The following is a 20,430-nucleotide window of genomic DNA, read 5'->3' as shown; positions in this document are numbered from 1 at the left end:
TTTTAATAAACTGTTAATATTTTTTACACAGAAAGAACTAGGCTATTGTTACTACTAAGAAAACAGCGAGCCGCACTCACGACTCGCTGTCTGCATTATTTAATTGATTACTGGGACAATGAACCTGTCCCCGTGTCCCTCTTAAATTGAATAAGTGTTGTTTTGTGAATGGTGCTTTCTTTAAATCTTCTACGTATTATGTTTTGCATGTTTTTATTGTTTTTGTGGGTGAAGAATGTGATGTATGTGTTATGTTCTAGTGCTTTTTTAACGAGTTCTGCATAGAGCAGCATGCCTCCAAGTCTTGTAGCAGCGGATTTTTTCACGTAACTGTTAATAGAGAGTACCATGTTTTGAGCGATTTTTTCGCATATACACCATCCTGCTAATTCTCCTGATGCGTACAAAACAAAACTATACTCACCATCAATCTTATGTAAATCTTTAAGGTAAGGAATGATGACTGGATCTCCAATCTCCTGATTTAATATCCGTTGCTTAAACTCCTTTTCGATAACAGGTGTCCAATGCACAATGTTTAAATGAGCGGGTGTTTCTAATCCCCATACCCAATCATTGTTCTGCATCTTCTTCATGTCCATTATATATTTATTAACGATTTGGGGATTCGTACACCAACCTTTTTTGGCAAACAAATCGGATATGACTTCAATTTCCTCATCAACCGTTACAGTTGCGTCGATACATGTAAACCCCTTTTTAGCTAACAACTGTTCTGCAGTATTTAGCAATTGCTCTAGAGCAGCGATACTATGCTGATAATCTCTTACCAAAAAATGAACTATACTCGCTGTTTTCAAATGAATGTCTAATTTAGTTAACAATATTCCCACGGGAACACCTTCAGAAACAGCTCCCAGCCCCCATACCGTTGAGTCAGCTGACTGTAATTGTTGGAAATGGCCAGGTAATAAAAAGCGTTGGAACGATAAAAAATTAGTATGATTCACTTCTATAACTTCAAACATCTCTTCACCTTTTCAAAAAGAACAACCCAAGACAAGCCTTGGGTTGCTTTTCATTATTATACAAGCTCATAAGAATCGGTTACCGCGTTATAGATAAAATTGCGGTAATCATCTGACTGATAGTTGGCATTAGCCACATATTTCAGGTCCCACATAGTAACCACTGATACACTCTGTGAGGAAACAACATCAGTGCCATTTGAAACCTCTACAAAATAGTAGTATGTTTGATTTTCAATAACGGCGTTGTCCACATATTGTCCTGTTCCAGCACTGATCCCTGTAGCAAGTTCCGTTGCTCCAGTCAAACTGTTAGTTGTATTACGCTTTACAGTATAAGTTAATGTCCCATTTGATGCACTATCTGTCCAAGTAATCTTATTTTGAACTCCTCCCAATGTAGCTCCATTTGTATCCTCGCTAATACCTTTTACATTTGTAGCAGGCTGTAAAACAACAACGCTATTCTCGTCTTATACCACTCTTCTCTCTTTGTCATGGCTTTCGATTCGAGCCTACACCATACAAGCGGCTTTCACCGCATACGGCGTGCCGTCAGTAATCCTTCTCTACTTACTAAACTTATTTCCCCTAGGCATAGAATAACAAACAAAGTTTAAAACTAGCTTAAAGTTTGGTACTTTTTTCGGAGGGGGGGATAGGTCACTTGTCCCTTATGCAAAATTAGACTAAAATCATGCATACTGAATTTATAGACAACGTAGAATAAAAATGATCGAGTGTTGCTAACACTCGATCATTACAACTATATGCCGCATGAAGAGCGGCGGACCTATTGAATGTGTTTGATTATCTAATTTCTGAATTGTAAAGGAAAATAGCAAAGTCTCCACGTGTGATCGGGATTGACGTTCCAAATTGATAACTGTTAATGCCTGTAGCAATTTTATAACGCATCAATGAAGATACAGCATCTTCATAACGAGAGGTAACATCTATAAATGGATGTTTCGTGCTACCAGGTGTTAATTTATATGCACGTTGAAGAATTAAAGCCATTTCCCCACGTGTAATTTGATCATTAGATCCAAAAATTGTTTTCGTCTTACCACCAATAATACCTTTTACTTTCAAGACATTGACATATGCTTGTCCTCTTTGTGGCACATCAATAAATCCCGATTTAGGAGCAGAAGCTATGTTTAATTCTAAAGCTTTTGCTATCATAATAGCAGCATCCACTCGTTTAATCGTTTCGTTCGTGCCAAAAATTGTATTAGATAATCCTCCAGTAATCTTTCTGCCAACCAAGTAATTAACCGCATCTAGATGAATAGGCTCCAAATCGGTAAACTGCTGAGCATTAACTTGAATAACAGCCGTCGCCGTAAATCCTTTATAAGAAGCTGTAACAGTTGCTTTTCCCGGTTTCAATGCCTGAAACTTGCCATACATAAAAGTAACAACCTCGGGGTCACTTGAACTCCATTGAATCTCTGTTGATGGGATCGCCTTCTCAGATCCGTCACTATATTTACCAGTCACTTTGAATCCTTGCGTATCATCCACACTCATATAAAGAGAAGACGGAGTAAGTTGGATACTCGTTAATTTATTAAATAGAACTGTTGTATCATAGATCGTTCCATTCACAATTAAACGTTTTCCATTATGGCTGAATACAACATAATCATAATTGGAGTTAATAGCTTCTTGAGCAATTAGTTTTTTTGTTTCCATGTCAAAAACTTGTAAATAATCATATTCTCCTACCACTGCTATATATTTATTGCTTGAATGAAAATCGAAATTTTTCCAATCTCCACTATAATCATTTTCCTCAAGGACAACCTCTTGATAATTGTTATCTACATCAAACAGATGTGGCTGACTGCTGTAAGAAGTCTCAGAAAAAAATAACGTGTTGTTGTCTGCCGAATACTTGACCTTTGTTGAACTCCAACTAGAGTCCTTGTTCACTAGTTTATTAGTTATGTATTCTCCAGTCTCAGAATGTCGAATGTTAATACTACCATTCTCTTGACCAATAGCTAAATGTTTTTTGTCCGCATTATATGCTAAAGATACCGGAATAGAAGGCGTAGTAAATTCTATTATTTTTTCACCTCGAAAAACATCCCAATAAATCACATCTCCAGAATCATCAACAGAGTATAGTACAGTCCCATCCTTATTGAAAGTGATATCCTTCACTACTTTGTTACCATACTTATCTAGCACTAATGTTGAAAGCAAGGTTCCTGTTTGTGCATCCCACACCTTAATTTTGCTCTCATCAAAATCTCGACCGATGGACACAATCCTTTGACCATCAGGGCTAAATAATAATTTAGAAATGCTATATCTATTTTCATCTTTCCACTCATTAACGAGAGCTCCTGTTGCAGCATTAAACACAGTAATATAACCATTTGAATCCCCTGTGACAATAAACTTATCATCTGGACTAAACACTGCAGTTGTGATCGCTCCATTCGCTTTCAAGTCAGAGATTTCAGGTAAATTAATCAACTCTGATGCAACCACTCGTCCAGACCAAATGTTACATATAAGTAAAGCAAACAGTAAAGCAAATATTTTTTTCATACTTGGTTCCTCCTTTTATCAATATGAGCAGTTCTATTATCTCAAGTCTCGATTAAAAAAGTTGTTTGATTTTGTCGAACAAAAAAGAAACAGCGAGCCGATTGCCATACCATCCTGCTCATACACTTGACCGTCAAGCACGCCATCTTCTTCTTTTACTTTCTTCGTTAAATCTTTATTTTGTTTAATATCTTTAGCCGCTTGATCCTGACCGTTTTTTACTTCGTCAGTTTGTGCTTGCTGCTGTTATTCCTGCTTTGTATCATCCTTTGCCAGTTCCTCACCGTTCGAACAGCTTGCAGCTAACAAAAGTATCCAAAAAAGCCCCACAGAGATTTTAATCTCCACAGGGGCTGATTCCAATATCCCATGAATATACTTATCACTTCACACTTAACATCTGTATTTCCTGTGAGGATAAAGGACGATTATAGATTCTCAAATCATCTAAAGATCCATTTAACGGATACCATTCACCAGATTTTCCAATGCTAAAGCCTGTTGCTAATGTACTAAAATCTGTAAGATTCATCGCAAAAGATTCCGATACCACTCCATTTACATAAGAAGTAGCTGTAGTCTTTGAGATGACAAAAGCAATGTGTACCCATGTGCCAGTAGGAATATGATCCGCTACAAGTCGGCCCCACCCATCGTTCTGCGTGGCATCTGGATAATACATAATAATACGACTTGGATCTGTTGCACTAGTAAACAGTCGATTATTAATCTTCCAATCACTATCCATTAAAATATCATGAGCTCCATAAGGTACTGTCTGTTTGTAACCATTCATACCCATTGTACTATTCACCTTTAAAAAATAGGCCACAGTTATTTCATCTGCAAATGTAAAGCTTGGATCGGATGCGACATTCACCTGATTCGGTGAAGATACTCCCCCGAACTTGATTGCTTGATTGCTTCCTCTAGACTCATATGCAATGTTACTAGGGCTTTCTATTGCTGCGGTTACATTGTTTGCTTGATTCAGAACACTATTTTCAAAATCGAAATGAACCAGTAACTGACTTACTAGGTCTGGACTATTGCTATTCTCGTCTTATACTATTTATCATAGCTTTCGATTCGAGCCTACACCATACAGGCGGCTTTCACCGCATACGGCGTGCCGTCTGCAGTCACTCTATAAAACTTATTCCCAAATTTTTTATGATATTATCTAAAAGTAATATTTGAACATAAAAAGTCAATTGCCTATTTCCCTTTTTAAAATTTCAGCCTTTTGAAAGTACATCGCTATTCGGTCAAGGTGCTAGGGTCCATCATGCCATATAATAGTAAATGAACGATGTCATTAGCAATTTCCGCTGGTTCTTTTTGCTGGGAAAGTAATTGCGAAAATGTTAATCGTTCGATCATACCCATTAAACATTCTGCCACGATTTGTGTATCTAAATCTCGACGAAAATAGCCTGCATTGACTTCAAAATCAAGATTCTCTTTAATTTGTGTAATGAGTTGTCGTTTGATTTCAACTGCTTTTGTTGAAATATAAAAACCGATTCGTGTCAAATCTGGATTTTTAGATAGATAATCAAGCAAACTCTTTAACCCATATGTAATTCGCTCTTTCATCGTTGCTAACTCAAGCGCTGGCTCCAAACGACTGTTTTCTACAAAAGCGATCATTTTTAAGCGAAATAAACTCTCTAATTCTTCAAAAATCGCCTCTTTATTTTTAAAGTACAGATAAAAAGTAGGTTGACTTAATGATGCTTTTTGTACAATGGAACTCACCTTTGTCTCATGATATCCATATTGCGCAAATTCTTTCGCCGCTAGTTCAAGCAACAACGCTCGACTTTCTTCTCCACTTGCCCCAATAGGCCTCCCTCTTCCTGCCAAAACATCCACTCCAAATCATCAATTCAATACTTATAAGACTCGATACTCAATCACATATAGAAGTCCGTTTTTAAACTTTTTGTATATTTTCAAGCTAGTTATCATCAGAGAATATGATGATAAAGTAGACAGACATAGACAAATAGCTTTGTCTGCCTACCTATTATTCCTTATTTTTGGGAAATAAGTTTCTTCGAGAACTACTACAGACTGGGTTCCTTCGCTCCTGCTAGTTTTCCCCTTCTCACATGTTACCATGCAAGTCCAAACGGCTAGCGATCGTCACTAGTATGAACCCGCAGCCATCTTTTCGGCTTCACTGGTTCTACCTAACCTCTTCCGAAAAGACTTCAAACGTTCCATCGTGTTGGTCCCTTCTTTTAATGACCTTAAGCTTCCACTATACAGTATGCACATCATCCGTTTAACAGTTCCTAATTGTGCGGATGCTCTGATGACCATTGCAGATCATCGAAATACATGTGAACTCCTAGCCATTTCGCACATATACTTGTCACATACAGCCTACGTGGATTCGTCGTCCTAGCCATAGCCATTTTTTAAGGAGCCCCGCCTCAGGAATTTCACCTAAGTACGACTTCACCTGACTTCACCCCTTCGCGTAGATAGACGCTTACTGGATGCAGGAGGATTAGGCTCATGAGCAGTTGGAACTGTTCCCCACGCATCAGACCTTCCCTGATGACTCCAACCACGATAGTTAGAAAAAAGACTCCTTGGGGATAGTTATTATCCATGTGGTCTGATTTCCACTTCTTTCACTAGATGACTAGCTTATGAAGTAACGTTTCGTTTAGTTTTATTAAGAAATTGTTACCGTATTTGATTCTTCCCCAACAGGTGTTAAACCATCAGCAGAAGCTTTTTCACGCACTTTGTAAGTACCTACTGCTAAATCTGTGATTGTTGTACCTGTTAATGTAGCATCAGACCATTCAGTACCATTATGGATTTCATATGTTTTACCCGCTGTTAAACCTGTGATTGTTCCATCATTACCGTTCACTACATCTGTTTTATCAATCGTAATAGCTAGCGGTGCTGGATTTTGTATCGTTACTACATTTGATTCTGCTCCTACTAGTGTTGACGCTGAAGCTGCTTCACGTACTTTATAATTCCCAGCTGCTAAACCTGTGATTGTTGTACCTGTTAATGTAGCATCAGACCATTCAATACCATTATGGATTTCATATGTTTTACCTGCTGTTAAACCTGTAATTGTTCCATCATTAGCAACTACGATATCTGTTTTACCGATTGTAATAGCTAGCGGTGCCGGTGCTATACTAGCAACTAATCTATTGTTAGTAGTGACTGCTTTTTGACGAACATATACACTACCCGCTGTGAATGTCACTGCTGTATTTGCGGCACTAGCATCTACCCATGTACCATCTGTACCGTTTGTAGAATCTAAACTATACTGCATTGCAGTTGTTGTTCCAGTAATTTGTCCTGAAGCAACATTTACTCCCACACCTGTTAATGCTATAGCGCTATTCCCGTCTTATACCAATCTATTCATTGGCTTTCGCTCCGGGCCTACACCGCACGAGCGGCTTTGACCGCATACGGCGTGCTGTCAGTACTAGTCTCATTTACTCATTTCCCCAAATTCAGTATAATCCGATTTTTTCTAATAAACACTACTTTTATTTCGACAAAATACTACATAGGATAAAATGAGGTTTGTTGTAACGTTGATATAGTTTGTCATAAAGCAATAGGAGTGAAGGATAGAAGGGACGAATTTCATTAGGGTAGCTGAAAATACTAAGAAGCGATCGTTCTCATCCAAAAACAAAAAAACGCACCAAATAGAGCTTTTCGCTCTTTGATGCGATTGTTAAATATTATTATTCTTTGAGTCACATTTATGATCAGATTGAGAATCGGAAACTCATTAATTTTCCAACCCTTATCATCTAGTAACTCGTCGTTGCGTTAGTTCTTTTAACTATGACAGCATACTCACACCTTGTGTAACAAAACAGCCAACCATCCTTTCAGACAGTTGGCTATTTTGTTTAAAGGAAGAGAGCCGAAGCCCTCTCACCTTCACTTTACCACATTAACGTGGCGGGGGGGAACCCCAGTTGCTTAGTTAGCAAATACTACAGTTGGAACTGCACCAGCTGCCGCAACTCTTTGTTTAAGAGTAATAGTACCAGCTGCTTCAGTAGCACTATACGTGTTAGTTACATCTCCATTAATCACTGTTGCTAAATTAGCTGCTGTTAGAGCTGCTGTAGCTCCTAATTTTACTTGTCCAGCAGCAGGTGTTCCCGTTACGAATGTATACGTTTTTCCACCAACTGTGACAGTTTCGTTTGCAACTGGGTTTGCAGCAATTGAGAATGTATATTCAGCTGCTGTAGCCGTTGCTGGATCAGCCACTGCACCATTTGCAAGAGATGTAGCTGCAAGAACTACAGTTGCTACGTCAGTGCCAGTTGCTGCGTCATTCAATGCGGCAGTAATACCAGCCGGTGAACTTGAATTAGCTAAATCGTATGCTGTAATAGCTGCTTGAATTTCAGTTAGTAACTCCGATTTTGTTCCTGCTTTCGTTAAATCATCAGCTTTATCACCGATTGTAAATGTAAAGTTACCTGATCCATCGATAACCAATACAGAATCTTCAGCAGTTGTGTTTGCAGTACCGCCTTGAGTTACAGTAATTGTCTTACCATTTAATGCTGTACCATCTGCTACTGCAGTGTATACGATATCATTACCCGTAACTGTAGCTTTTGCCGCTGGTGTTGTACTTCCAGCTGCTGCGTAAGGTACTGTATTAGTAACAGCTGAAGCTGATCCTACTACTGCGCTATTCCCGTCTTATACCAATCTATCCATTGGCTTTCGGTTCGGGCCTACACCGTACGAGCGGCTTTGACCGCATACGGCGTGCTGTCAGTATTAGTTCAATTATACTAGAATACTTGTAAAAAAAGGAGCAACCATTTCTCTATGATTGCTCCTTATAAAGTTTTCAGTTTAGAAACGAATTTTGGGGAAATAAGTTTCTTCGAGAACTACTACAGACTGAGTTCCTTCGCTCCTACATGTTTTGTCCTTCTCGTATGTTACCATACAAGTCCAAACGGCATGTGATCGTCACTACTATGAACCCGCTGCCATCTTTTTGGCTTCACTGGTGCTGATCCACCTCTTCCGAAAAGACTTCAAACGTTCCGTTATGTCCATCCCTTCTTTTGACAACCTTAGGTCTCCACTATTCAGGTGTGAGAACGGCTAGTTTAACAGCCAATTACGCTAACCGCCATTCCATCATTACAGATGGAAGGATGAATGCTGAACTCCTAGCAATCTCGCAACACTCACTACCTCACCCTGCCTGCATGGATTCGTCTACCTGACCATAGCTGCCTTTTAAGGAGCCCCGCCTCAATTTCATGAGTACGTCTTCACCTGACTTAGTCCCTTCCGTGTATCAGCACATCCCTGGACCCAGGAGGATTAGGCTCTTACTAAGCGGCTGTTTAGTAAGGATCGGAAATTCTCCTACCAATTGGCACATAACAGTTAGAAAAAAACCTCATGAAAACTGCTAAAATTTCTATGAGAATTCTAGATGTTATTCATGAGGTGTCTTTTCCGCTTACTTCGCTAGTTCATAACTAACTTATAAAGCAACGTTTCGTTTAGTTTTATTAAAGAGTTTTTTGTTTTGATGTTACTTTTACTGGAGTAGCATCTACAGCACTTACAGATACAGTTGTATTGAATACAGAGTTTTCTTCTTTCGTAGTAACTGTTGCTGCTGCTGTACCATTACCTGCAAATGTTACGTTTCCAGATACTTTAGTAAATGTAAGCGTTGGATTTGCAATTCCAGTACCATCAGCAAATGCATTTCCTGTAGCATTTAAGTTAACTTTTGCACCGTATTGGTCAGTAACAACAACATCTGCATTTGTAAGGAAGTCAGTAATTGCGAATGCTGTTGTTGCATTAAAGTCAAATTTCTCAAGCGCTGTTGCTGTCTTATCGTCAGCTTTACCATCTGCAACAACATTAACTTTTTCAACCTTAGGAGCTACTTTAGAGAATGTTACTTCTTGATTAAGCTTCTCACCAGTTGCATTGATTGTAACTGTTAATGGAAGTGTAATTGTTTTTGCATCAGTAGCATACTGATACACATCGCCATCAGCATTGATTACACCATCAGTAGAAACGTCAGCTTTCAAAGTAGCATTTGTAGATGAAACAGCATAGTCATTTCCAGCTACTAATTTCACTTTGCTACCGTCAGCAAGTACACCATAAACTTCTACTTCTTTATTATAAACTGTAGCGTCTGTTGTAGTTGCTCCAGCACCTTTTTCATCATAAACAGTTCCAACTGGTTTCACTTCATATGAAGCATACTCAGAACCGTCAGTTACACGGACTGTCACTTCAGCCGTACTGCTTACGATATCTTTTGAACCATCGTTAAGAACAAATTGTAATGTTTCAGTTCCATTTGCAGAACCAGCTGTGATTTCAGCAGTAGCTGCATCTGTGATATTTGCTGCATCAATTGTAATCTCAGGTGCATTTACATCAGCTTTCTTCACAACAATTTTCTTACCGCCAGTTAATGATGCTTTCACATCTGCTGAATCAATCACACGTCCATATTGATCTTCAACTACTAAATCACTTGCATCAATTGTTTTAGAAGCTCCCGCTTTAATTGTTGAGCTAACTGTTGATTTCAATCCACGAATTACAGTTGCTTCAGCCTCTTCTTTCACATTAATAGTTAAAGTAGCAACCTTGTTTGTAGCAGATTGAGCTAATAATGAGTAAACACCTTTAGTAGCTACTTGAGCTTTTGGTACTTTTACAAATAATGCTTCGTCTTTCGTTACAAACTCAGCACCTAAATTCAGTGTAACACCTTTAGTGTCATTGTTAAGAACTTTAGGGTCAGTAATTGCTTTTCCTTCTTTATCAAGTACAGATGCAGGGATATATACATCTTCATTAGCTACAGCTAGTGCAGGAGCAGAAAGTTGAACTACATCAGCTCTTGTTGTTTCAGCTACATTAACTTTGTAAGCTGCGCTTTTACCAGATGTTTTTGAAATTAATGTTACTTGGCTTTCACCAGCTTTAGAGATAGCATCCAATTTTACTGCTAATTGCTTTTTGCCATCAATTGTTAATTGAGTTAAAGTAACTGCTGGTGCAGTTCCTTCTAATCCAACAACTGTTGGGTTAGATTCAGCAACGATTAATCCAGATGCTGCACTTGTATTTGTTAAGGCATTGCCATATTGATCTTTAAGATCTACAAGTAGATAATATCCATCTGCAACTTTTGAATCTTCATTCAAAGCTTTACCATCTTTGTTGTAGATTCCTTTGATCTCAACGTCAGAAACAGTTGCTGCCGCTGATAAAGTAACTACTTTAGTTGCTGATTTCGCACTTTCAACATGGATAAGAGTGATTGGAAGCTTATCTCCAACTTTTTCATTTGTTAAGGAAACAGTTGCAACACCATTAGCTGCTGATACAGCTGCACTGTTTGTAGTTAATGCAGTTGTTTTTGTGATATCTTCACCATATTGGTTTTTCACTTGGTAAGAAACAGTTGCTTGAGTAGGAGGAGTCGTGTCATTCACAACGGCTACATCAGATAAGATTTCAATTGAATCTACTTTCTCATCTTCTACTTGAACTGATTTTGTAAGAGCTGCATCAGTTAAACCTGTTACATTAACAATGTACTCGCCTTTAGTTAACTTTGTAGAAAGTTCAAGAGTAACTGATTTGTTGTCTGCTGACCAAGTTGTTTTAGAAACGTTTTGCTTGATTGTTGATTTAACAACTTCAAGTTTAGCTTTAGCAGTATCAACTTCTTTGTTGAAAGTTACTTCTAAAGATTTAGCGCTAACCGCTTTTATTGTTAACCCCTAAAAAACCTTCTAAATGGCATTTGTTTCAATGGAGATAAAGATATAATCTATAATCCGTGATTTTTACTTGCAAGAAAGATCCTGCAATTTTTTATTGTACTTCTTTTTATTCCCCCAATAATCCGTTTGTCTAAAAAATATAAAATGCTCAATTCAAAATGGACGAACCACGATTTCTTTTGCCAAAATACATAAATAATGTACACTATAGAATAAAACGACATCGCAGATAAAAAATCGCTTGAAGGAGGACATTATGTGAGATCTGTTGAGGAGATCGAAAAACTTTTAGATCAGCTTGAAGACTGTATTGCAGACGATTTAGAAGCACAAGACTTAGATTTTAAAGAATGGACGGATCGTAGCTTCGGAGATAATATTAAATTAATCATTAAAATGGCCATATGTATGGCAAATGGTGGCGGAGGACATATTGTCTTTGGTGTAGCTGATAAAGTTCAAAAAAGAAGAAATGCAATCCGGGGTGTTCCCGTTGATTTAGATTTGTATGAATTGCAAAAAAGAGTATATGAAAAAACTGATCCTCATCTACTCCCTACATTTAAAGAAATCACAGTCCCTGAAGGCACAGGCACATTGTTAATAGTTAGTGTGACTGGCGAAATGGCCCCTCATACTAATACTGATGGTTCAGCAACAATTCGCAAGGGAAAAGACTGTATTCCGTTAACTGGATCCTTACGTAAAGAAATGGTAGGGTCTTCTGTCACTATGGATGTAACTTCTGAAATAGTTCCTGAGGATTGGACAACTCTTGTCTCAGCAACCGCAATAGAGAAAGTTAGAGAAAAGATGGCTGAAGCCAATGCTCCAGAGGATTTGCTTTCCTTAAAAGATTTTGATTTATTAAACTCAATTGGTGCACTCAACGGGAATTATTTCACAAAGGGAGGTTTATTGATTTTTGGAAAAAGCGATGCTATTCAACGGCTCATCCCACAATACCGTTGGGCTTATAGAAGAATGTTGAGCGATACAGATTATATTGTTAGAGATGATGGCTATCATCCCATTCCTATTGCCGTCCATGAGTTAGAACGTTACTTAGCTACTGACAACCCAATTATGACTGTTGAATCGGGCCTATTTCATCATGAATTCAGCACCTATCCTAAAATTGCTATCAGGGAAGCCTTATTAAATGCCTTTACTCACCGAGATTATCGCATTCATGGAGCAGTTATGTTAAAACAGTACAAAGATAAATTGATTTTAACAAATCCAGGAACATTTATGGAGGGGATTAATCCTAATAACATTGTTCATCATCCATCTGTTCCAAGAAATCATCATCTAATGGAGCTACTCGATCGTTTGCATCTTGTTAACAGATCAAACATGGGAGTACCACGTATTTATCGCTCTCTTTTAGTTGAAGGTAAAGAACCGCCAAGTTATCGTGAAGTAGGTAATAGTATTGAGTTGAGCTTGATCGCATCATCACTATTTCCTGGATTCAAAAAATTTATTGCAGACCTATCAAGTGAAAATATCCATTTAGATGTTGATGAATTACTTGTTTTGCAGTACTTACTTCGACACGAGCAAATTGACACATCAACAGCTGCACGAGTTGCTCAAAGAAATCATGATCAAGCTAGAGAATTGCTTAGTAAAATGACAAATGAATCACAACTACTCGAAGCTGTTGGGAGAGGAAAAGGGCGCTATTATACACTTTCTAAGACAACTTCAGATATCTTGAAAGAGGAAATGAGTTATGAGCGTCAGATTACTTTGGACGAAGAAGCAGTGAAAATGAGAATTTTAACTCTTCTCAAAGAACAAGATCTCACTAATCAAGAAATACGCAGAATGACAGGTTGGAATCGAAAAAAAGTTTATAAAGTTATTACCGAATTAGAATCAGAAGGCGTACAAAAGGTCGGATGGGGTCGTTCAGCAGTTTATACGCTAAAAGACAAATAAGTGAACTATTTATTACTTCTAAATAGCACTTTTTGCGTTTATAATCCACATAATGACTATAAATACGCGACTCCTCTTAACCCAACAAGGACCGTTTAGGACCAATAAAGGACCATTATTAGTCCTAAACGGTCCTTTTTGCTTTCATAAGCTGACTAATAATCGTTAATACAAACATCTCACGACCAAAGAAAAGACCAATATCGGAACCAATAAAGGACTATTATTAGTCCTAAACGGTCCTTTTTGCTTTCATAAGCTGACTATAATCGTTAATACAAACGTCTCACGACCAAAGAAAAGACCAATATTGGGACCAATAAATGGACTATCATCCTCAAGCTTCGCATACATCCGAAACTGATGTGAATACCGGTGTTAAAATGGTTCTTACGCTGGTATTGACAACTGATTCATACACTTTTAGTAGGTAACCTATCAAAGCGAATAAACTGCAGCTTAATTCTCTAATTTTCACCATGAACAAAATAATGATCCTTGCGATTAAACACAAGGATCATTGACATATTAAAACTATGTTTTGATTTTAGATAAAAATAAACTGATTACGATGATCAATGGTTCCATAAACATTTAAATATTCGAGTGGCTTTTTGTTATTTACAAACTTTGATTGACATCTAATCGCGGAATACACAACTATCTCTTTTTTACCTTGTTCTTGTTTCTCTTTAATAATATCAACAATCTTTTGATCATAAATTGTATACGAAACTGTAGGTTTCCGCAGTACCTCATCAGTGTTATTTTTAGGTAGAAAAGAAGAGTGAAATTCCAATATAGAATAACCATACTTCTCTCTTAAGTCCTTCAGTTCAAATGTTCCCTGAATACAGATTGGATAACCATTATTCCCCTTGTGTTTTTGGAAGCATTTATCATATCTGTCCCGTTCATAATAGAAGTCACTCCAATTAATAATGACCCCCTTGCATTCCAGCGTAATCATTTGAGACAATTCTTTTTGATCATTTAAAATTGCTCGCAATGCCATAAGTTTTCTTAATGTCCGTATGTTCGCATTATTATCGGTAGCCTTTGACCGGACCTTATTCGTCGCATAGGATTCGCTTGATTTTTTAGTGTGATTATTCTGCGGTTTAATGCTTGCTAAAGGAATGCCGATATTAAATTTATACGTCTTTTCATTAATTAATTTTAACGCTCCATCAGACTCATTTGCTATTCGCTTTAATTCAGATAACACATCATAAACACAGTACTCTTTATGTGGCTTTGAATGAGAGCGTATTTTAAAATGACCAGAGATCGGTGTACCGTCTTTCCTAGTCGTACATTCTATATATTTCAAATCAATTCCACAATACACACATGAAAATATCTGCTCTTGAAACCCTTCTTTCTCCACTGCTTCAACCTTAATTTTCCTATTAGTGCCTTTTACATACGCTTCTTTAATCATCACCATTAACTGAAAACACCTGCCTCTGTAAAGTATGAAAAATGTTACTTACATTCTTCTTAATGACTCAATCAACTCTTCATTTGAAGGATCTACATAAATCGCTGTCGTATTAATGCTTTCATGTCGAGCAAGCCGACGAATAATTTCAATCGGTGTATTAGTCAAAGCAAGGTTTTTGCAAAAGCTATGTCTAAATCTGTGCGGTGTGATCCCTTCCATCCCGGCTAAATCACTGTATTTCTTCATAAATTTTTGAATTGCTCGACTCGTGATTTGCTCTGATCGTTCCGACACAAATAACCAAGTTGAGGTGAGATGTGATGCTTTGTCACTTTCGCCGCGTAGCTTCAACCACTTCTTCAGATTGCGAGAATATTTATGGATAAGCGTAACAACTGCATATTTCCCTTTCTTTCCATCTCGAACGACAACTTTAAAATCTTTACCACTCAGCGAAATATCCTCAATGGTAAGATCAACCACTTCCTGCACACGTAACCCCGCATACAGCATTAAATCAATAATTGCTAAATTTCTTGTACGTAACCTCTCACTTGTCTCAAGTTCAGCATAGCTAATAAAACACTCCTGCTCGGCTGGCGTTAACCATTTGGGTTCGCCACTATCGCTGTCGGCAATTGTCACACGCTTTATACGAGTCATAGGACTTTCTTTTATATATCCAGCTTCCTCTAAAAAGAGAAAGAAAGATTTTAATGCCGTGATATACTTATTGACTGTCGCTGGATTTAACCTTTTATCGTGTCGAAGAAAAGAAATATATTCTTTGATGTCAATTGGTCGTGCGTCAGTGATTGATGCGTCGTAACCACTCCAGTTGTAAAATTCTTTGATTGCATGACGATAGGATTGAACAGTCTTGTCATCTTTTCCCTCTTCTTCTAGATAAAAAATATAAGCATCAATAACATTCACCATACCACCTTCTTTTTTTCGTACTGCGAACTGGCCAATTATCTTTTTGTATCGTACTGCGAACAATAACAAGACTATTATTCTTGTATTGTTCGCAGTATTGACATTCTACGAATAGATAAATTCATTCATTATTTTTGAAACAGAGCTTTGACTTCATGGCGATAGCCGTGCTTCATTAAAAACTCTAGAATGGCTGATTCGAATATTTGGCGCTGCGTAATATTATTCTCATAAGAAAAATCAAGAACAAGCTGATTTAATAAATGACTAAGTTGAACATTTTTGTTTTGGGCAATTCCCGGAATAAGGTACCGTGGGATTTGATTAATAAATGAGTCGGATACCTGTTCTTCAGTCACTTCAGTATTCTTCTGTTCTTGTAGTTCTTTCGACTCTGCATGGGCCAGTGGCACGTAATTTCTACTCTTGTTATCCCATTCATAATGCTTCTGCTTCATATAGTCTGCCAAAGATCGATGGTTCGGAAACAGAAGCTTTTTGGCCACTTCCTTGGCATCAAGCCCAGCTTCAAATAGGGAGATTACTTGATTGATTTTCCCAGGATGAACAAGTGAATTATTTACTTGCTCTTGAGATACCTTACTTTCTTTCGGTATATAATTTTGAATCTCTTTATCCCACGTATAGCCTTGCCGGCGCATATACATATCTAACGAACGGTAATCACTATGCTTAAGTTCTGTTGCTAACTCATCCCTATTGATACCAGTGTTCAGCGATTGTAAAATGTAATTCGTTCGATCTTCTTTCTGCAGTTCAGCTAACATAATAAATACACTCCTCCCTCTATAGTTGATTAACAGCATCTCTCAAATCATCTATTTGAACATTCAGATAAATGCTAGTGGTCTTTAATGAAGCGTGTCCAAGTAAATGCTGTATTGTCACAACATTCGTTCCTTTACTCAATAAGTTTGTAGCAAAACTTCGACGTAATGTATGATTAGTTACTTTCTTGGTCCATTTCAGTTTCTTTGCCGCCTTTCGCAACTCCATATTTACATACTGACCAGACAATCTACCCGTTTTTTTCGTCGCGAAAAAATAGGGGGAATCAGAATCTCTTTCCGTTTCAAGATAGTCTAGTAAGTGTGGCTGTACAGATGCTGCCAGTGGAACTGTTCGATTTTTCTTTCCCTTGCCATTCACGACATATATTAAACTCTTTTCGAAATCTACTTGTTCCATTTTTAATTCAATCGCTTCATTGATCCGCAAGCCTGTTTTCAACATAAAAAGAATGGCTGTACGGATAATAGGATGTGTAATGGTGCCTAGTAGCTCTTCTATTTCTGTTTCAGTAAGAGAAACCTTTTGTTTTTCAACCACTTTGGCACTATCAATCGTTGCTGCTGGATTTTGTTCGATCCATTCTTTTTTTAATGCATAGTTAAACATCGAACTCACACTAGCTAAATAGCGATTTCGACTTCGCGGTTGTAAATTTCTTTCTTCAGCTAAATAAATTAAGTATTCTTCAAGATCATCACGAGTAATATCATCGAGGTACACTAGACCATTGAGATGTCCCTGAAGGAATCGATTGAGAGAATTCAAGTCTTTTGTATAGCCTTTTATTGTTTCTAAGCTATATTCACTCATTTTCAAGTAATTCAAATAGGCTGTTTGTGTGTCTTCAAATAACATTTCACTCATTCCCTTCAAGAAGATAAATGACGACACTGGAATCGGTAACCAAAGGCACCAAAAATGAGCGCTCGATTGTGCACGTCTAAATAATCGATCTGATGAAGATTTACATGATGATCTGCATCGTATAAATGAAGCGCAAAATCTAATACAAACTTTTCAGATGTTGACCACGGTGCCGATAGCTTTTTCAATTTTTCTTTCTCAATATAGCCACTTTCTTGATCTACACAATCTAAATATTTGGACAGTTTTGGATGTTCTAAAAACAAGTGCATCATTGTATCCCAATTTCGATCACCGGTTAAATAAATTGAGTCCATAGTTTACACCCTTTCAAAATTATAGAATTACCCTTTCTTTCTTTTTTATTGAAAGAAAGGGGGGTACATAAAGTTACAATTTGGTAAATGTATGAAGACGAGCGTCTCGTTTACGAATATATTCATATTGAATCTTATTCTCGAGTAATGCTCCTTCGATTCGCGTAATGGCCGACTTTAACTTGTAAGCAGAAACCCACTCATCTCCCAAAATCTCTTGTGCAGATATTGTTTTTCTTAAAAGATTCAACATCTCTGAAGCTGTTGCTGACACACAATCATGTTTTTTCATCATTTCAATCACAGCCGATAATAGCCAATCGTACTCACTTGCTTCTTCAGCTACTAAGCGTCGATTATTATTAAATGCCGTAAGAAACGTGCCAGTGGCAAATCCAAAGGCCGGCTCAGCAGCCGTTATCCATTTTGCAAAGTCAGCCATGCGGGGCTTTTGAGGCAGATGAATCATATTGTAATTTTTCAATGCCATACTCACAGCATCATAAATTAGCCCCATAATTGGCCCTTTTATTTTTTCAAAATCTCTCCAAATCTCTTCTTTTGTTCGACGATTTTCAGACATAATCATCGGCAAAGTTAGGACAATTGAACGATCTGCTAAATCGTAACGTTTCGTAATATTCTCGATGCCATTTAGAATGACGGGCTTCATGGCTTTTAAAACAGATTCTTCATCATTCGTATACAATTGTCGACGAGATAACCCACCGCCTGTCGACAATTTACAAAGGGCATCTGACATATGCTCTGATATTTTTGAAATATTATCAAATGCCAGCAGCCAATTCTTTTGTGCCATGACTAATAAATCCTCTTCACTTTCTGGCAGTGTACGAAGCATCGCATACCCAGGGTCAATAATCGATTTAGTTATTTCGCTTACTATCGTTTTCCCAGCCCCTTGAGCTCCATTTAAAACCAACAAAGGGTATGGACCATGAGGGTTAAAGCACCCGATTACAAATGCCAGCCACAAAATGAACTGCTCCTCTTTAAATTGAAAAATTTGTTTGAGTTCATCTAATTTTCCACACAGCTGAGGAGAAGGTAAACTTCGCATTGTTTTTGGGCGAATAAACTTTACTTGCGCACCCTTCACAATCTGCCAACCTGTTTTTGACACTTCTATAACATCAAAAGCTTCATTTCCAGAATCAACGTACACTTTTCCTTCATCATCATGAGCAATTCTTATAAAAATTTCTTTCCAACTTATATTATTTATCTCTTCAATAGACTGAAGCGTAGCGTGCGCTTCTTTTACAGCAGAAGACCTTGGACTGTCATGAAAGTGCTGATAATACTCATTGGTCATCCACTGTTTGAACAACAGTTCTTCCAACAAAACATTTCGCTGTATTCCGTTTATCGTTATTGTTGCTACTATACCAAGGTCTGTTTTAAAGAATTCTTCTGCTGATGCATAGACAAGATCGATAAATGCCTTCGTCTGAGAAATCTCTTTATTTTCATATTTTGCTTTAATGCGCTCTTTTACGTCTAATTCTTCCATCCTCTTCACATCGCCTGCTTTACGTTTAGACATATACGTCTTCACCTCTAGCAATTTTCAGCGCTTGATGAAATGAGACTTTATATAATCGCTGTACCGCTTGAATGCCGTTACCACTTCCGCACCCTGCAAAACATGTCCAACCGCCAGTGTGAATGTGAAAAGAGAAAGAATTATGTTCATCGTCATGGAACGGACAAGTAGCACTAAGCCACTCCCCGTTCCCTTTTATGTTTTCTACAAAACGACCATAGAATTCAAACCAATCAACTGTCTGTATGACCATTTCCGCATCTAGACTTTTCTTTCTACCCATCTTTTTATATAATGGACTCAAAGTCTTTTTGGAAGGAGACTTCTTTTCAGTTGAAGCGATCTGGCAGGATCGCTTTTTTTCCATATAGGGAATGAGCCACTCTGGAAATGGAGCCAGCTCAGCATCATTTGGTGAAATAACCCATTTATATTTATGTCCACTGGGATGAATGGATGGCGGTGCTACCACCTGCTTTTTATCTGACAAAATGTCTACTTTTTCAAATGGTGTGCAGGAAGGTGCATCAGGATGATACATGTAATAAAAGTGATAACCACGGTTTGTTTTTACGGTCCATGATCGTGGAAGTGGGCCTAAAGATTCTAGTCGTTTCAACGCTTCTTCGTCATCAATATCAATGACAATACAATTTGAGATACGACCTGTTAAAATTCCAAGATTTTTATGAGCAAAGCTAATTCGTTGACCATTTTCGTTAGTTATACCGAATTGAATTTCTTGTTCTGTCAAAGGTTGTAAGTGAAAAAGGCTTGTCCATCCTTTTAAAATTGGACGTTTCCCTGTGAGAGGCATGACAGTAAAGCCTCTGCGATGGTAAGCAAGTGCATGTTGAATCGTCTCATCGTGCATGCTAATTACGCTCCTTTTTTAACTTAACTTGTTCAATGGCTTGCATGATGCGCTGTTCGTCTTCTTTAGAAAGAGGTTTTCTAAGTAGTCTATATAAGGTGTTTTCGTGAACTTTCATCTGATCAGACACTTCATACGTAAATATATTTGCATCTTTAATCAGTTGACGAAGTTTTGTATTATTCATTTATTCACCTCCTTTAGGTTCACACAACTTCGTTGACTTTGTTGTGTGAACAAAATCAACAACCACTATTACATCATACATGA

18 protein-coding genes are annotated in these 20,430 nt (G+C 37.7%); 2 read left to right on the top strand and 16 right to left on the bottom strand.

What is annotated here, in order from left to right; genetic code table 11:
• Positions 1-107 precede the first annotated feature (107 nt).
• The 8 genes from CEF22_RS02015 to CEF22_RS01980 all read right to left on the bottom strand — a co-directional run bounded on the left by CEF22_RS02015 (position 108) and on the right by CEF22_RS01980 (position 11,095).
• On the bottom strand, positions 108-989 hold the full coding sequence (locus CEF22_RS02015; RefSeq protein WP_100401535.1) for a hypothetical protein: 882 nt from the start codon (positions 987-989) through the stop codon (positions 108-110).
• Between the two features lie 56 nt (positions 990-1,045).
• Positions 1,046-1,387, bottom strand: a complete 342-nt coding sequence (locus CEF22_RS02010) for a hypothetical protein (protein WP_100401534.1) — start codon at positions 1,385-1,387, stop codon at positions 1,046-1,048.
• Between the two features lie 412 nt (positions 1,388-1,799).
• A complete protein-coding gene (locus tag CEF22_RS02005; protein WP_100401533.1) occupies positions 1,800-3,557 on the bottom strand; it encodes an S-layer homology domain-containing protein in 1,758 nt (585 codons plus the stop codon).
• Positions 3,558-3,939: 382 nt separating this feature from the next.
• Complete coding sequence (locus tag CEF22_RS02000; protein ID WP_157843134.1) at positions 3,940-4,437, bottom strand: LamG-like jellyroll fold domain-containing protein; 498 nt, start codon at positions 4,435-4,437, stop codon at positions 3,940-3,942.
• Positions 4,438-4,817: 380 nt separating this feature from the next.
• Entirely contained in the window at positions 4,818-5,426 is a 609-nt protein-coding gene (locus CEF22_RS01995) for a TetR/AcrR family transcriptional regulator (protein WP_100401531.1), read from the bottom strand.
• Between the two features lie 823 nt (positions 5,427-6,249).
• On the bottom strand, positions 6,250-6,927 hold the full coding sequence (locus CEF22_RS01990) for a hypothetical protein (protein ID WP_100401530.1): 678 nt from the start codon (positions 6,925-6,927) through the stop codon (positions 6,250-6,252).
• Positions 6,928-7,550: 623 nt separating this feature from the next.
• A complete protein-coding gene (locus CEF22_RS01985; protein WP_100401529.1) occupies positions 7,551-8,081 on the bottom strand; it encodes a hypothetical protein in 531 nt (176 codons plus the stop codon).
• Positions 8,082-9,127: 1,046 nt separating this feature from the next.
• Positions 9,128-11,095 carry a hypothetical protein gene (locus tag CEF22_RS01980; RefSeq protein ID WP_100401528.1) on the bottom strand — a complete coding sequence of 656 codons (1,968 nt, stop codon included), beginning with the start codon at positions 11,093-11,095 and terminating at the stop codon, positions 9,128-9,130.
• A 151-nt stretch (positions 11,096-11,246) separates the two neighbouring features.
• On the opposite strand from CEF22_RS01980, the gene CEF22_RS18400 reads away from it, so the two are divergent.
• The gene (locus CEF22_RS18400) at positions 11,247-11,390 is read left to right on the top strand and encodes a hypothetical protein (RefSeq protein ID WP_157843133.1); all 144 of its coding nucleotides are present in this window, start codon (positions 11,247-11,249) and stop codon (positions 11,388-11,390) included.
• 257 nt (positions 11,391-11,647) lie between these two features.
• The gene (locus CEF22_RS01975; protein WP_100401527.1) at positions 11,648-13,339 is read left to right on the top strand and encodes an RNA-binding domain-containing protein; all 1,692 of its coding nucleotides are present in this window, start codon (positions 11,648-11,650) and stop codon (positions 13,337-13,339) included.
• A 547-nt stretch (positions 13,340-13,886) separates the two neighbouring features.
• On the opposite strand, the gene CEF22_RS01970 is transcribed toward CEF22_RS01975, so the two are convergent.
• The 8 genes from CEF22_RS01970 to CEF22_RS01935 all read right to left on the bottom strand — a co-directional run bounded on the left by CEF22_RS01970 (position 13,887) and on the right by CEF22_RS01935 (position 20,347).
• Positions 13,887-14,789: a hypothetical protein gene (locus tag CEF22_RS01970; RefSeq protein WP_100401526.1), complete on the bottom strand. Its 903-nt coding sequence runs from the start codon at positions 14,787-14,789 to the stop codon at positions 13,887-13,889.
• Between the two features lie 42 nt (positions 14,790-14,831).
• A complete protein-coding gene (locus CEF22_RS01965; protein ID WP_100401525.1) occupies positions 14,832-15,725 on the bottom strand; it encodes a tyrosine-type recombinase/integrase in 894 nt (297 codons plus the stop codon).
• A 128-nt stretch (positions 15,726-15,853) separates the two neighbouring features.
• On the bottom strand, positions 15,854-16,513 hold the full coding sequence (locus CEF22_RS01960; RefSeq protein ID WP_100401524.1) for a hypothetical protein: 660 nt from the start codon (positions 16,511-16,513) through the stop codon (positions 15,854-15,856).
• Between the two features lie 19 nt (positions 16,514-16,532).
• On the bottom strand, positions 16,533-17,393 hold the full coding sequence (locus CEF22_RS01955) for a tyrosine-type recombinase/integrase (protein ID WP_198508004.1): 861 nt from the start codon (positions 17,391-17,393) through the stop codon (positions 16,533-16,535).
• A 14-nt stretch (positions 17,394-17,407) separates the two neighbouring features.
• The gene (locus tag CEF22_RS01950) at positions 17,408-17,719 is read right to left on the bottom strand and encodes a hypothetical protein (protein ID WP_100401522.1); all 312 of its coding nucleotides are present in this window, start codon (positions 17,717-17,719) and stop codon (positions 17,408-17,410) included.
• A gap of 73 nt (positions 17,720-17,792) precedes the next feature.
• Entirely contained in the window at positions 17,793-19,286 is a 1,494-nt protein-coding gene (locus CEF22_RS01945; RefSeq protein ID WP_100401521.1) for a hypothetical protein, read from the bottom strand.
• On the bottom strand, positions 19,279-20,160 hold the full coding sequence (locus tag CEF22_RS01940; RefSeq protein ID WP_100401520.1) for a bifunctional DNA primase/polymerase: 882 nt from the start codon (positions 20,158-20,160) through the stop codon (positions 19,279-19,281). The genes CEF22_RS01945 and CEF22_RS01940 overlap by 8 nt, the downstream gene beginning before the upstream one ends.
• 1 nt (position 20,161) lies before the next feature.
• Entirely contained in the window at positions 20,162-20,347 is a 186-nt protein-coding gene (locus tag CEF22_RS01935) for a hypothetical protein (protein WP_100401519.1), read from the bottom strand.
• Between the last annotated feature and the right edge of the window lie 83 nt (positions 20,348-20,430).

Source organism: Bacillus sp. FJAT-42315, assembly GCF_002797375.1.
In the GTDB taxonomy this organism is placed as follows: domain Bacteria; phylum Bacillota; class Bacilli; order Bacillales; family Domibacillaceae; genus Bacillus_CE.
The sequence above is the reverse complement of the archived record's forward strand: the minus strand, read 5'-3'. Positions and strand labels throughout refer to the sequence as shown.

Coding starts and splice junctions, on each gene's coding strand:
- CEF22_RS02015 (WP_100401535.1), bottom strand. CDS start 989: ATGTTTGAAGTTATAGAAGTGAATCATACTAATTTTTTATCGTTCCAA.
- CEF22_RS02005 (WP_100401533.1), bottom strand. CDS start 3,557: ATGAAAAAAATATTTGCTTTACTGTTTGCTTTACTTATATGTAACATT.
- CEF22_RS01970 (WP_100401526.1), bottom strand. CDS start 14,789: ATGGTGATGATTAAAGAAGCGTATGTAAAAGGCACTAATAGGAAAATT.
- CEF22_RS01965 (WP_100401525.1), bottom strand. CDS start 15,725: ATGGTGAATGTTATTGATGCTTATATTTTTTATCTAGAAGAAGAGGGA.
- CEF22_RS01960 (WP_100401524.1), bottom strand. CDS start 16,513: ATGTTAGCTGAACTGCAGAAAGAAGATCGAACGAATTACATTTTACAA.
- CEF22_RS01955 (WP_198508004.1), bottom strand. CDS start 17,393: ATGTTATTTGAAGACACACAAACAGCCTATTTGAATTACTTGAAAATG.
- CEF22_RS01950 (WP_100401522.1), bottom strand. CDS start 17,719: ATGGACTCAATTTATTTAACCGGTGATCGAAATTGGGATACAATGATG.
- CEF22_RS01945 (WP_100401521.1), bottom strand. CDS start 19,286: ATGTCTAAACGTAAAGCAGGCGATGTGAAGAGGATGGAAGAATTAGAC.
- CEF22_RS01940 (WP_100401520.1), bottom strand. CDS start 20,160: ATGCACGATGAGACGATTCAACATGCACTTGCTTACCATCGCAGAGGC.
- CEF22_RS01935 (WP_100401519.1), bottom strand. CDS start 20,347: ATGAATAATACAAAACTTCGTCAACTGATTAAAGATGCAAATATATTT.